At 61.3% G+C, this 13,512-nt stretch carries 11 protein-coding genes; 7 read left to right on the top strand and 4 right to left on the bottom strand.

The genetic code is table 11. The features are described from left to right. Positions 1–2: 2 nt before the first annotated feature. Positions 3–974 carry a GDP-mannose 4,6-dehydratase gene (gene gmd, locus ACA051_RS29680; RefSeq protein WP_131059016.1) on the bottom strand — a complete coding sequence of 324 codons (972 nt, stop codon included), beginning with the start codon at positions 972–974 and terminating at the stop codon, positions 3–5. Then, positions 971–1,885: a GDP-mannose 4,6-dehydratase gene (locus ACA051_RS29675; RefSeq protein ID WP_497372936.1), complete on the bottom strand. Its 915-nt coding sequence runs from the start codon at positions 1,883–1,885 to the stop codon at positions 971–973. Before ACA051_RS29675 ends, gmd begins: the two co-directional genes overlap by 4 nt. Before the next feature lie 429 nt (positions 1,886–2,314). On the opposite strand from ACA051_RS29675, the gene ACA051_RS29670 reads away from it, so the two are divergent. From ACA051_RS29670 to ACA051_RS29645, 6 genes are all read left to right on the top strand, one after another. Then, complete coding sequence (locus ACA051_RS29670; protein ID WP_497372934.1) at positions 2,315–3,880, top strand: glycosyltransferase; 1,566 nt, start codon at positions 2,315–2,317, stop codon at positions 3,878–3,880. Further along, a complete protein-coding gene (locus tag ACA051_RS29665) occupies positions 3,874–5,172 on the top strand; it encodes a glycosyltransferase (protein ID WP_497372932.1) in 1,299 nt (432 codons plus the stop codon). Before ACA051_RS29670 ends, ACA051_RS29665 begins: the two co-directional genes overlap by 7 nt. Positions 5,173–5,224: 52 nt before the next feature. Next, entirely contained in the window at positions 5,225–6,382 is a 1,158-nt protein-coding gene (locus ACA051_RS29660; RefSeq protein WP_497372930.1) for an acyltransferase family protein, read from the top strand. Further along, positions 6,376–7,203 carry a class I SAM-dependent methyltransferase gene (locus ACA051_RS29655; RefSeq protein WP_497306591.1) on the top strand — a complete coding sequence of 276 codons (828 nt, stop codon included), beginning with the start codon at positions 6,376–6,378 and terminating at the stop codon, positions 7,201–7,203. Before ACA051_RS29660 ends, ACA051_RS29655 begins: the two co-directional genes overlap by 7 nt. A gap of 170 nt (positions 7,204–7,373) precedes the next feature. Next, entirely contained in the window at positions 7,374–8,570 is a 1,197-nt protein-coding gene (locus ACA051_RS29650; protein ID WP_497306589.1) for a DUF3142 domain-containing protein, read from the top strand. After that, positions 8,557–10,674 (top strand): hypothetical protein, encoded by a 2,118-nt coding sequence (locus tag ACA051_RS29645; RefSeq protein WP_497306587.1) that lies wholly within the window; start codon positions 8,557–8,559, stop codon positions 10,672–10,674. Before ACA051_RS29650 ends, ACA051_RS29645 begins: the two co-directional genes overlap by 14 nt. 3 nt (positions 10,675–10,677) lie before the next feature. Here ACA051_RS29645 and ACA051_RS29640 read toward each other — a convergent pair whose 3' ends face one another. Next, positions 10,678–11,307 (bottom strand): LysE family translocator, encoded by a 630-nt coding sequence (locus ACA051_RS29640; RefSeq protein WP_497306585.1) that lies wholly within the window; start codon positions 11,305–11,307, stop codon positions 10,678–10,680. A 145-nt stretch (positions 11,308–11,452) separates the two neighbouring features. Here ACA051_RS29640 and ACA051_RS29635 point away from each other — a divergent pair, with 145 nt between their 5' ends. Then, the gene (locus tag ACA051_RS29635; protein ID WP_027926238.1) at positions 11,453–11,926 is read left to right on the top strand and encodes an Lrp/AsnC family transcriptional regulator; all 474 of its coding nucleotides are present in this window, start codon (positions 11,453–11,455) and stop codon (positions 11,924–11,926) included. Between the two features lie 121 nt (positions 11,927–12,047). Here ACA051_RS29635 and lpdA read toward each other — a convergent pair whose 3' ends face one another. Then, the gene (lpdA, locus tag ACA051_RS29630) at positions 12,048–13,448 is read right to left on the bottom strand and encodes a dihydrolipoyl dehydrogenase (protein WP_497372928.1); all 1,401 of its coding nucleotides are present in this window, start codon (positions 13,446–13,448) and stop codon (positions 12,048–12,050) included. Positions 13,449–13,512 lie beyond the last annotated feature (64 nt).

Genomic DNA, 13,512 nt, shown 5'->3' with positions numbered 1-13,512 from the left:
GCCTACTCCTTGGCGACGCGTTTCATGTCCGCATCCATCATCATGCGGATCAAGGTATCCAGGTCGGTTTTTGGTTTCCAGCCCAATACGCGCTGGGCTTTGGCCGGGTTGCCTAGCAGCACTTCGACCTCGGCCGGGCGGAAGAACGCCGGGTCGATCTTCACGAAGTCTCGGTAGTTCAGGCCCACGTGATCGAAGGCGATGCGGCACATCTCGCGCACGGTGGTGGTCACGCCGGTGGCAACCACAAAATCGTCCGGCTTGTCCTGTTGCAGCATCAACCACATGGCTTCGACGTAATCGCCGGCAAACCCCCAGTCGCGTTTGGCGTCGATGTTGCCCAGGCGCAGTTCCTGCTGTTTGCCCTGCTTGATGCGGGCGGCAGCGTCGGTCACTTTGCGGGTCACGAACTCGATGCCGCGCAGGGGCGATTCATGGTTGAACAGGATCCCGCTGCTGGCGTGCAGGTTGAAGCTTTCGCGGTAGTTGACGGTGATCCAGTGGCCGTACAGCTTGGCCACGCCGTATGGGCTGCGCGGGTAGAACGGCGTGTTCTCGTCCTGCTGCTCGGCCTGGATCAGACCAAACATTTCGCTGGTCGACGCCTGGTAAAAACGCGTGTGCGGACTGAACTGGCGGATCGCTTCGAGCAGGTGAGTCACGCCCAACCCGTCGACGATGCCGGTGGTAACGGGCTGATCCCAGGACGCCGCGACAAAGCTTTGCGCCGCCAAGTTGTAGATTTCGTCCGGGGCAGACTTGATCACCGCACGCTGCACCGAGCAGGCATCGGCCATGTCACCGTCCAGGTAAACGATGTCGCCCTCGACCCCCATCTCACGCAGACGCCAGCGCGCATCGCTGCTGCGCCGCGCCACCAGACCGTGGACTTTATAACCCTTGTCGAGCAGCAGTTTGGCCAGATAAGCGCCGTCCTGACCGGTGATCCCTGTGATCAATGCACTTTTTGTCATTCTTCTTTTACTCGCTTCTCCCAGTCGGACAGGATCGCCCGCAGGGATTGTTGTGTTGTGATTTCAGGCGTCCATCCTGTGGTCTGGGCGAGCTTGGCAGAGCTGCCACAAACGCGACGCTGATCCGCGCGGCGAAGACGCGCAGGATCCTGAATCAGTTGCATGTCGACTTGGGCGAGGTCCCCCAGTTGTTCGATCAAGCTGCGGATGCTCTGCTCGCGCCCCGAGCAAATGTTGTAGACCTGCCCCGGCGTGCCCTTTTCCAGCAGCGCCAGATAGGCCGACACCACATCGCCCACATCGAGGAAATCGCGCGTGACATCAATGTCACCGACTTCCAGTTGCGGGGCTTGCAGGCCTTGTTTGATGCGGTTGATCTGTCGCGCGGCGCTGGCGATGACGAAGCTGTCTTTCTGGCCGGTGCCGATGTGGTTGAACGGGCGGGCGACCAGTACCGGCCAGCCTTCACTCAAGCCCCATTGCAGGCTGAGGAATTCGGCTGACAGTTTGCTCACGGCATAGGGGTTGCGCGGGCAGGGTGGCTGGAGCTCGGTAATGGGCAAGTGTGATTCGGTCACTTGCCCGTAGACGTCGCCGGAGCTGACGTACAGGAAAGTCCCTTTGAAGCCGCGGGCCTTGAGTGCCTGAAGCAGGTTCAAGGTGCCGAGCAGGTTGATATTCAGCGTGCGCGCCGGATCGCGGAAGGCTTCGGGAACGAAGGTCTGGCCGGCCAGGTGAATGACTGCGTCGGGCATCTCTGGCCACAGGTTTTCGAGGCTTGCTGGTTGGCTCAGGTCGTACCGGGAAGCGACAGGCAGAAGCTCCCATTCCGAGGCATCAGCCTTCAGGCGAGATTGGATGTGTTGTCCTACGAATCCACTGAGACCCGTAACGAACAGACGCTTTTTCAAACAGCGGCCCCTTGGTCATACACTTCGTCCATTCCCCACAGGCTTTATGGAAATGTCTGACGGACCGGGTGGATTGCTTGGTCGAAAGACAGGCGAAATGTTTTGTTGTAGTTGTTTGGTAGCCAATCTGTGCCAATTGCGCGGCAATTTCAACAGGTCCCACCGTGACCGGTCAGTTCTCGTTAGCGTAGCCCGATTTATTCTCGCCGGGCGGTTCACGAATCCTCAGCGGATGTGTTTAGAATGCCCCTCGTCACGATTATCCAGGGTTCGGCCGGGTGGTATTCACACCCCGCGAAACTGACCATTAAAACAAGAACGTAGACGGGCAAGAAGACGATGGACGACGACCGGCAAACGCCGGGTCGATCCGTGGCTTTGCCGTCATAGAGTGAGGCTGCCGGGATGGCGGCTTCATCGTGGGATGCCATGAATTTCATTCTTTACTCGGACGTCAACGACAGCTCCATCAGTCAGAGCCTTGGTCGTCCTGAATACAGTTATTACTTCGTGCTCAAGGCTTATCGCCCGGTGCTCGAAAGCCTCGGGCGGGTGCATGTGGTGTCCTCCACCGCCGATGTCGATCCTCTCTATCGACAATTGCTGGCCGCCGGCGAAGACAGCCTCTTCCTGTCGTTCACCCCGCCGCAGAAAACCCCGAACGACCTTGAATGCCCGACGATCTGCGTGGTGGCCTGGGAATTCGACTCCATTCCCGATGAGCAATGGGATAACGACCCACGCCAGGACTGGACGCAGATGCTGGCGCGCCAAGGCCGGGTCATTACGCTTTCCAGCCACACGGCCCGGGCGATTCGGCGGGCCATGGGCGAAGACTTCCCCGTGCTGGTCTTGCCCACGCCGTTGTGGGAGAACTTCGCCGCCATTCGTAGCCGCCACACCAGCGCGCCCGTTAATGTCGGTTCGACCCTCGACATCAAGGGCTGCATCTTCGACACGCGTTCCCTCGGACTGAACGCCGATGCGCTGATTCCGGTACCGCCGACCGCCGAGGAACTGGCGGCGCTGGAGGCTTTGAAACCACCACCGTTGACGCTAAAACGCCGCTTCGTGATCGCTCGCCATTACCTGCACATGTGGCGCCGGGACATGGGAAAAACGCTGCCCGTCCCAGTGCATCGCACGCACTTTCTAAGCCAGTGGTACTGGGAGGGCATTCGCGACCTTCTTTCAGATGCTGCACATGAACGGCTTGCCGGGTACCTGCCGGCCATCGCCGGACCGCAGACGATGGCAGTGCCCGTGCCTGAACCGCGCAACTGGCCGGACACCACCACCCAGGTCGAGACTCAGGTCGACGGCGTGGTGTACGTCACGGTGTTCAATCCCCGTGACGGTCGCAAGAACTGGCATCAATTGATCACCGCATTCTGCTGGGCCTTTCGCGAAACGGATGACGCCACGCTGGTGCTGAAGATTACCCAGAGCGACCTGTCGTCCTACTACGACGAGCTGATGACCTTGCTCGCGCAACTCTCGCCGTTTGCCTGTCGGGTGGTGGTGATGCACGGTTACCTGGACGATCCGCAATATGCGCGGCTGTACGAAGCCGCCAGTTATTACGTCAACGCGTCGCGCTGCGAGGGTTTGTGCCTGCCGCTGATGGAGTTCATGGCCAGCGGTAAACCGGTGATCGCCCCGGACCACACCGCCATGGAGGATTACATCGATGAGCGTGTGGCGTTCGTGGTCAAGTCCAGCGAAGAGCTGACCATCTGGCCGCAGGACACCCGGATCATCTACCGGACCCTGCGTTATCGACCTGACTGGGGTTCGCTGAACACTGCCTACGAAAACAGCTACCGGATGGCCAAGGAGCAACCGCTGGAGTACCGGCGCATGTCTGGCGACGCGGTCGAGCGCATGCACGACTACTGCGCCTTCGCCCCGGTGCAGAAGCGCCTGGCGGATTTTTTCGGGCTGACGCCGCAGGCTTTGCCGGCAGCGGCTGTGACGGATAACGCCTCATGCTGATCATCATTCATTCGGAAACCAACCAGCACACCATCGCCCAGAACCTCGGCCGTTCGGAGTACAGCTATTACTTTGTGCTCAAGGAATACCGGCCAGTGCTGGAACGCCTGGGCCGCGTGGTGGAAGTCAGCGACCCGCAGACCGAAGTCGATGCCTTGTACCGCGACGCGCTGTCCCGTGGTGAAGACTGCGTGTTCCTGTCGTTCTCGCCGCCGCATCGCACGCCCGTGCACTTCGCGTGTCCGACCTTGCCGGTGTTCGCGTGGGAATTCAGCACCATTCCCAACGAACCCTTTGCCGGTGAACCGCGCAATGACTGGCGCACAGTGTTGAGTGCTTCTGGCGCGGCGATTACCCATTCCGGCTACACGGTAAACGCCGTGCGCGAGGCGATGGGCGCCGACTATTCGATCGTCGCGGTGCCAGCGCCAGTGTGGGACCGATTCTCGGCGCGCGGCGCGCAGTTGCAACGTCAGCCGCTGGCGAGTCAGGTGCGACTGAAGATCAAAGGCCTGGTGGCGGACAGCCGCACACTGGACTTGCGGGCCTTTGGGCCGGCGCAGTTACGCGAAGGCGAAGGTATCGATTTCGAAGCACCGCCCCGTGAACACGAACTGGTCCTTGACGGCGTGATCTACACCTCGGTGTTCAACCCGGGTGACGGGCGCAAGAACTGGGAAGACATGCTCAGTGCCTTCTGCGTGACGTTCCGTGAAGTGGACGATGCGACGCTGGTGCTCAAACTGACCCACCACGATGCCGAAGAAGCGCTGACCGACATCCTTCACCATTTGTACAAAAACCAGTCCTATCGCTGCCGCATCGTGCTGATTTACGGCTACCTCGCCGATCCGGATTACGAGCAACTGGTGCAGGCGACCAGCTTTGTGGTCAACACATCCTATGGCGAAGGCCAGTGCTTGCCGCTGATGGAGTTCATGTCCTGCGGCAAACCGGCGGTGGCGCCACGCACCACGGCGATGATCGATTACCTGGATGCCGATAATGCGTTCCTCATCGACTCTACCGACGAACTGACAGCCTGGCCTCACGACCCGCGCAAGGCGTTCCGAACCCTGCGTTACGTCACAAACTGGGCATCGTTGTGCAGCGCTTATCGGGCCAGTTATGACGTCGCCAAAAATGACGCCGAGCGCTACGCGCAGATGTCCGCGCATTCGGTGGCCAGCCTCGAAAAATTCTGCAGCCAGGCCACCGCCGAGCAACGACTGAAAGCCTTCTTCGCGCAGCTCCTTGAAACCTGCGTCGCTTTGGATACCCGCGGAGCATGATCCGCGCAGTGTTGAACGGGGTGGATAACAGGGCAACGTCCAGGAGGACGACATGAGTAACGACAGACGGATCATGGACATCGAGTTGTTGCGCGGCATTGCGGTGCTCGGCGTGTTGTTTCATCACCTGCAAGACAGCCTGTTTGCGGCCCCGGTGCCGCTGTTGCAAGCCATCACCGCGTGGGGTCAGCCGTGGTGGGGCGTGGACCTGTTTTTCGCCATCTCCGGGTTTGTCATTGCGCGCAGCCTGATCCCGGCGTTGCGAGGTTGCAGCACGCGCCAGGAATACTGGCAGCAGACGCGCAACTTCTGGCTGCGCCGGGCCTTTCGGTTGCTGCCGTCAGCGTGGTTATGGCTGGCGCTGATGTTGCTGGGCTGCATGTTCCTCAATCGCTCCGGGGCGTTCGGCACCCTGCACGCCAACCTTCAGGCGACCCTGGCCGGGGTCGCGCAGTACGCCAACTTCCGGTTCGCCGACAGTTTCTATAACTACGAATACGGCACCAGTTTCGTCTACTGGAGCCTGTCGCTGGAGGAGCAGTTCTATCTGCTGTTCCCACTGCTGATTCTGATCTGCCGCAAGCACTTGGTCTGGGCCTTGCTGGCGCTGGTCGCGGTGCAGTTGTTCACATTGCGCACACCGATCCTGATGGTGGTTCGCACCGATGCGCTGGCACTTGGCATCCTGTTGGCGATGTGGAGTGCGCAACCTTCGTATCTGCGCTGGGAGCCGACGTTCTTGCGCCGGCCATGGGCCGGTGTGACGGCGCTGGTCGTGCTGTCGCTGGTGCTCAGTTTCATGGCGACGGATCGCTTCACCTTCACTCATTACCGCATCGGCACGATTGCTGTGTTGTGCGCGGTGCTGGTCTGGATCGCTTCCTACAATCGCGACTACCTGCTGCCACGGGGCGTGTTCAAGAACCTGATGACGTGGGTCGGCAGTCGCTCTTACGGGATCTACCTGATCCACATACCGGCTTATTTGCTGGTGCGCGAATTCACTTTCCGCTTGCAGGGCGCTGGTCTGCCCAATCCCGGCGGCCATCCGATCCTGACGCTGATGATTGCTGGCGGGCTGATCGCCTTGTTGAGCGAACTCAACTACCGCATCATCGAAATGCCCATGCGTAACCGCGGTGCCTCGCTGGTCAAACGCCTGGGCACGTCCCGAACAGCCGCCCAAACCTCTGGAGCTACCTCATGCTGAGCCTTTTGAAGAAACTCACGGCGGGTACGCCCGCGCCCGCGGCGCCTGTGGCGGACAAGGTCGAGAAGGTCGATCCATACATGCTCGGGCTGCACGACGCGATGCTCAGCGGCTGGTTCAATCAGCAAACCGGCGAGCTGTTCACCGGGTTCCCGGTGACCGCCGAGGACACGCTGCTGGACGTCGGCTGCGGTGATGGCGGCAACGTGCATTTCTGCGGCATGCGCGGGGCGAAGATCATCATCGCCGACATCGATGCGGCCAAGGTCGAAGCCACCCGTCAGCGTCTGGGCGACACGCCGGCGCGTGACGTCGAATGCCACGTCACTGACTGCAACCCGCTGCCGATTGCCGATGCGACGGCTACTCGCGTGGTGTCCACCGAAGTCATCGAACACGTAGATGATCCGGCGCAGTTCCTTGCTGAACTGGTTCGTGTCGGCAAACCGGGTGCGCTGTATTTGCTCAGCGTCCCGCACCCAAGCTCCGAAGACCTGCAAAAAGACATCGCGGCGCCCGAGTATTTCCAGAAGCCCAACCACATTCGCATCATCAGCGAAGAGCAGTTCAAGGCGATGGTCAGCGACGCTGGCCTGGAAGTGCTCAGCCACAGTCAGTACGGGTTTTACTGGTCGATGTGGATGCTGTTGTTCTGGGAAGCCAAGGTCGACTTCAGCAATCCTGACCACCCGCTGCTCAACCACTGGGCCGACACGTGGCAGGCCATTCTGGCGTCGCCGCGGGGTGCGCAAATCAAACAGGCGCTGGACGCGGTCGTGGCGAAAAGTCAGGTGATCATTGCTCGCAAGCCATCGGTGTAGGGACTCTTTGTAGCAGCTGCCGAGCAGCGCGAGGCTGCGTTCGGCTGCGCAGCAGTCGTAAAATCAGGCGACGCGGTGTTTCAGGCAAACCGTGCATTCAGGGTTTACGACTGCTGCGCAGCCGGACGCAGCCTCGCAGGCTCGACAGCTGCTACAGAGAAAGGGGATTCATGGATTTTTTTGTTCGACTGGCGGTGGTACTTGCCGCGCTGGTACTGCTCAACGGTTGCGAGCAACACGACGCGCAACCCCTCGATCAGCAACTCTACGTCTGGCAACGGCAATGGACATCGGCGCATGACGCCGCACTGCAAGACAGCCGCGCGGACTTTTCGACCTTGCGGGTACTGGCCTTGCAGGCGTTTCCCCAGGCGGGCTGGAGCCGGGCGCGGATTGATCCGGCGCTGCTCAAACGCGATGGCCGACCGTTGATTGCGGTGATTCGCCTCGATGGCCAGCTCAAGGCGCTGGATCAGGACGACGTCACGGCGCACATCCAGCAAGTGCTCAGCGATTGGCAAGGGCAGGGGCTGACGCTCTCCGGCGTGGAAATCGACCACGACGCCGGTAACGCTCGACTGCCGGCTTACCGCGAATTCCTCACGCACCTGCGCGCGGTTTTGCCCACCTCGTTGCGGTTAAGCATCACCGCATTGCCGGCCTGGCTCGACAGCCCTGAATTGCCGGCACTCTTGGCGACCGTCGACAGCAGCGTGTTGCAGGTGCATGCGGTGAGTGATCCGCGTCGTGGTTTGTTTGACCCCGATCAGGCCAGGCAATGGGCCAACGCCTGGGGCCGCATCACCTCAAAACCCTTTTACCTGGCGCTGCCCGCTTATGGCGTGGCCTTGTTGCCGGGCGCCAGCGGTGCGCCAGTCGTTGAAAGTGAAGTGCCGGTCGAGCGCACCGGCAAACGTCAGGAATTGCTGGCGGACCCCTTGCAGCTGAGCGCTCTCGCCGCCGAGCTGCGCGCCGACCCACCGGCGCATCTGGCCGGCCTGATCTGGTTTCGCCTGCCGCTGGCCGGTGATCGCCGGGCCTGGAGCCTGAACACGTTGAGGGCCGTGGCTCGCGGAGATGCCCTCGATAGTCGCTTGAGTGTGAAACTCATCGCGCAAGACGACCTCTACGACATCAGCGTCAGCAATCAAGGCAATCTCGACAACGCCTGGCCCGAACGCGTGACACTGGCGGTTCGGGGCTGCGATGGCGCCGACGCGCTGGCCGGTTATGCGTTGCAACAAAGCCCGGATCTGCTTACCTTCACCCGCTTGCGTGACGGCCGCATACCGGCCGGCGAGCAGCGCGCCATCGGTTGGGCTCGCTGCGCACACATTGATCAAGGAGGTTTGAATGTTCACCCGTAACTGGCCCCGCCATGTGCTTTGCCTGAGCCTCAGCCTGCCGCTGGGTTCGGCGCTGGCCTGCGGGCCGGACTTCCCGATGCGCTTGCTGGACAACCGCGCCCAATCGTTGGCGGAGCTGCCGGAAGGCAACTTCCAATTCGAGATCAATCGCCTTGGGCATTTGATCGCAGGGCTCAAGAACGTCGAGACGTCCCCTTACAGCCTGGAGGCGACCGACTACGCTGAGCAGCGGGACAAGGCCGAGCAGGCCGGGTTGACGGTGGAGCAGCAGGCGCTGGTCAAACAACTGCGCGCGCTGACCGATGCCCATCAAGTCGACACTCAGGGCGCGAGCCTGCCGGCCGAGCTTCGGTTCTATCTGGCGGGTGCGGTGGCGTTCAACGCCGGTGATCATGCGCTGGCCGCCGAGTACTTCCAGAAAGTGCTGGCGCTGCCGGCGGATCAACGCGCATTGCGCAGCACCTGGGCCGCTTATTCATTAGGCCGGACGCTGTTTGCCCTGAGCGCCGAAGCAGACGCAGCGCCCGATCTGCTGGGGCAGTCGCGAAAAGCCTTCGAGCAGGCCCGTCAGCTGAACATCGACGGCTTCAGCGATCCATTGGAACTCGGTGTCGCCAGCCTCGGCGAGGAAGCCCGCGTGGCGCGCACCGCTGGCGACTGGAACAGCGCCATCAACCTGTACGCCACGCAAAATCGCCACGGTTCGGCGGTGGGTTACACCTCGCTGAAGCTGTTGATGGCGGATCTGCTGGCGATGCCTGAGGATCAGTTGACCGAGTTGCTCAAGGGCAAACCGGTGCAGCAACTGGTGACAGCGTCGCTGATCAGTCGCCTGGGCTGGTCATTCGGTGATCAACCGCCAAATGAGCTGAAGCTGATCAAACTCCTGCAAAGCAGCACGCGCGGCAGTCTGGACAACGCTGACCGACTGGCGGCGATGAATTATCAACAGGGCGATTACACCAGCGCCAAAGCGTTCCTTGAGCATGCCGGGGACGGCGGTCTGGCGTGGTGGCTGCGGGCGAAACTGGCGCTGCGTGAGGGCGACAAAAACGCGGCGGCTGCGGCGTATGCCAAGGCGGCCCAGGCCTTCCCGCAGAACGAGTCGTGGGGCGAGCGACGCACGCCCGACTACGATTTCGAAAGCCTGCAGCCCAAGTGCCGGGTCGAGGGTGAAAGCGCGATCCTGGCGCTGCAACGCGGGGATTACCTGCAAGCGTTCGATCAGCTTTATCGCAGCCAAAGCATTTATTGGTTCGATGCCGCGACCGTTGCCGAGCGCGTGCTGACCGTTGATGAGCTCAAGCATTACGTCGACACCCAGGTGCCGGCGCCGCCAGCGCTCAGCCAGCAGGATCGCGACAACTACGTGCCTTTGCCGGTGGCGGCGCAACTGCGCAATCTGCTCGGGCGTCGCTTGTTGCGCGAGGAGCGCTACGACGAAGCGTTGGTGTACTTCGACAACCCCGATCTACAGAAAAAAGCCCGGCTGTATGCGCAACAGCGGCAGTTGGCCGATGCGGCGTGGTGGCCAACCAAACGCGCCGCCGCTCTGTTTAATGCGGCCTGGACGGCACGCGAGTGGGGCATGGACATCCTGGGTTATGAAATGGCCCCGGACTACGCCACGTTTGGCGGCAATTACAGCCTGGAGACGGCTGAACTCAAGGTCGGTCCATTGGTGGCCGAAGGTGAAGTCCAGCGCCAGCAAGCCAGTGCTGCGCAGCCCGACGAGCGCTACCACTATCGATTCGTCGCCACGGCCTTGGCCAATCGCGCCGCCGATAACCTGCCTCACACCAGCCAGGCCTTTGCGGCAGTGTTGTGTTCGGCGGCGGGGTGGAACAGCAGCCTTGAAGACCAAAGTGCGCTGTACCAGCGCTATGTCAAAGAAGGGCCCTACGTGGAGTGGGCGGTGGATTTCGGTCACCAGTGCCCGTATCCCGACTTCGAAAATGTCAGCAAACGATATGTGACCCAGGCGACTGACGCCGCCCGTTCGGCGCTGCGGCCGTACAAGTGGCCATTGCAGATCGGTGGTGTTATCGCGGTGACGGCCGCGGCGTTAGTGTTGATCAACCGGCGCCGCCGTAAAGTGCAGTAAGGCTCAGGCCTGTTGAACAAAGGTCAGCCGCACGGCGAAGCCGATCAACAGGCTGCCGAACAACCACTGTTGCAGGCGCTGGGCCGAGGGACTGCGTTGCAGCCAGCGGCCCAGTGCGGCGCCGGTCAAGGCGTAGGCGCTGTCGAACAGCAACCCGACGCCGACCAGCAGCATGCCCAATACCGCAAATTGCGCGAGCACAGGGCCGGCGTGAGGGTTGATAAACTGCGGCAGTAACACCGAGCAGAACAGCAACGCCTTGGGGTTGAGCAGGTTGGTCAGCAAGCCGCGCTGGATTGCGTCTTGCCAGCGAGGTTGTTCGAGGGGGGCATTGCCGCCATTCAGGTTCGGCAACATGGTGGTTCGCAGGCACTGAATGCCGATCCACAGCAGGTAAGCGGCACCCGCCAGGCGCACCACATCGAAGGTCCACGGCGCAGCTTTGAACAGCGCCGCCAGCCCTAACGCGGCCAGCGCCACATGACATCCACGAGCAATGCCCAGGCCCACCGCCGTCGCCAACGCCGCGCCTTTGCCCTGACGGGCGCCGGTCTGCAGCAGCAAAATCATGTCCGGGCCGGGCAATAAATACACCACCGCCAGCGCCATGAAAAACAGCCAGAGTCCTTCCACGTTGCACCCCATTCGTTGTCGATTTGGTAGCGCCAGTCTAGGGTTGAAGGGCGGGACAGGTGCTTGCAAAGTCAGCTTCTAAACGCTTGGTAATTGGCATAACCTGCCACTTTGTGACGATAAAACCATCAGGATCTGCCAAGCCATGAAACTGGATGCCTACGACCGCAAGATTCTCGCCGCCCTGCAACGGGACGGGCGCCTGAGCAATGTGCAATTGGCCGACGAGATCGGATTGTCTGCTTCCCCCTGTTTGCGCCGGGTGCGGATGCTGGAGGAGGCCGGCGTGATTCGCGGCTATCAGGCCAATCTTGATCGTGACGAAGTGGGGCTTGGGCTGACGGTGTTTGTCGGGGTCAAGGTGGAGCGCCACAACGATGAACAGGCCGAAGCTTTTCGCGTGGCCGTCACGGCACTGCCGGAGGTGATTTCGGCATTCCTGGTGTCAGGGGAATCGGATTTTCTGCTGCAAGTGGTGGTGCCGGATTTGCGCGGGTATGACCGCTTTCTCACGGAGCGACTGCTGAAATTGCCGGGCGTGAGTGACATCCGCAGCAACTTTGCGATTCACACGGTGAAGACGCCGGGGGCGTTGCCGTTGGGGCATTTGCCGCTTTAGACCGAGTCGGCCCAATCGCGAGCAGGCTCGCTCCGACAGGGGATTTGTGGCGTTCACAAAACCAGTGTGGGAATGAGCCCGCTCGCGATAGCGATAGTCCAGACTCCATCACTCTCCAGGCTTACATCTGCGTCGCCATCCCCTCCACATTCATCGCCGCCTGACGCAACGCCTCGGATCGCGTTGGATGCGGATGGCATGTCAGCGCAATGTCTTCAGCCGAAGCACTGAACTCCATCGCCACACAATACTCACCAATCATTTCACTGACACTCGGCCCCACAAGGTGCACGCCGAGAATCTCGTCGGTGCGCTCGTCTGCCAGCACTTTGGCAAAGCCTTCGGTCTCGTGGTTGATCTTCGCCCGGCTGTTGGCGGTGAAGGGAAATTTGCCGACCTTGTAGGCGCGACCTTCTGCCTTGAGCTGCTCTTCCGTCTTGCCGACGCTGGCCAGTTCAGGCTTGGTGTAAATGACGTTGGGGATCAGGTCGTAGTTGACCTCGCCCGCCTTGCCAACGATCTGCTCGATGCAGGCCATGGCTTCATCTTCGGCCTTGTGCGCGAGCATCGGCCCGGACGTGACATCGCCGATCACCCACACGCCCGCAGCTTCGGTGCGGTGGCCTTTGTTGGCGAGCATGCCGCGCTTGTCGGTGGTGAGCCCGACGTTTTCCAGCCCCAGGCCTTGGGTATAAGGGCGGCGGCCGATGGACACCAGCACGTAATCGGCTTCGATCAGCTCGGCGGTGCCGCCAGCTGCGGGCTCTACGCTGAGCTGAACGCCGTTTGCGGAGGGGGTGGCGCTGGTCACTTTCGAGCTCAACTTGAAGCTGATGCCCTGTTTGCTCAGCGAGCGCTGCAGGGTTTTGCCCGCCTCACCATCCACGCCGGGACAGATCCGGTCGAGAAATTCGACCACCGTCACCTGAGCGCCCAAGCGCCGCCACACCGAGCCCAGTTCCAGGCCGATGACGCCGGCACCGATCACCACCAGGTGCTTCGGCACTTCGGCCAGCGATAATGCCCCGGTGGAATCGAGGATGCGTTTGTTATCGATCTCGACGCCGGGCAGGGGAGTGGGCTCGGAGCCGGTGGCGATGATGATGTCTTTGGCACTCAGTTCGGTCTTGTCGCCCTGGCTGTCGGTCACCGTCACTTTGCCCGGACCGTCGATATGGCCCCAGCCTTTGATCCAGTCGACTTTGTTTTTGCGAAACAGAAATTCGGTGCCCTTGGTCAGCCCGGTCACGCTTTCATCTTTCTGCTTCATCATCTGGGCGAGGTTGAGGGTGGGTTTGACCTCGATGCCCAGGTTGGCGAATTCCGTCCCCATGGCCGCGTCGTAGAGTTCCGAGGCATGCAAAAGCGCCTTGGACGGCATGCAACCGACGTTGAGGCAGGTGCCGCCGAGCGTCGCGCGACCTTCCACGCAGGCTGCTTTCAAGCCCAGTTGTCCTGCGCGGATCGCTGCGTTGTAACCGCCAGGGCCACCGCCCAGTATCACGACGTCATAAGTGCTCATGGATGTACTCCTGGACTGAAAGGGAAATGGGCTGGGTAACCGTAGCCTTCGATTAAAATTACGG

The organism is Pseudomonas sp. LBUM1669 (assembly GCF_059695705.1).
Note: the sequence above shows the minus strand (reverse complement) of the source record. Positions and strands in the feature narration are given on the sequence as shown.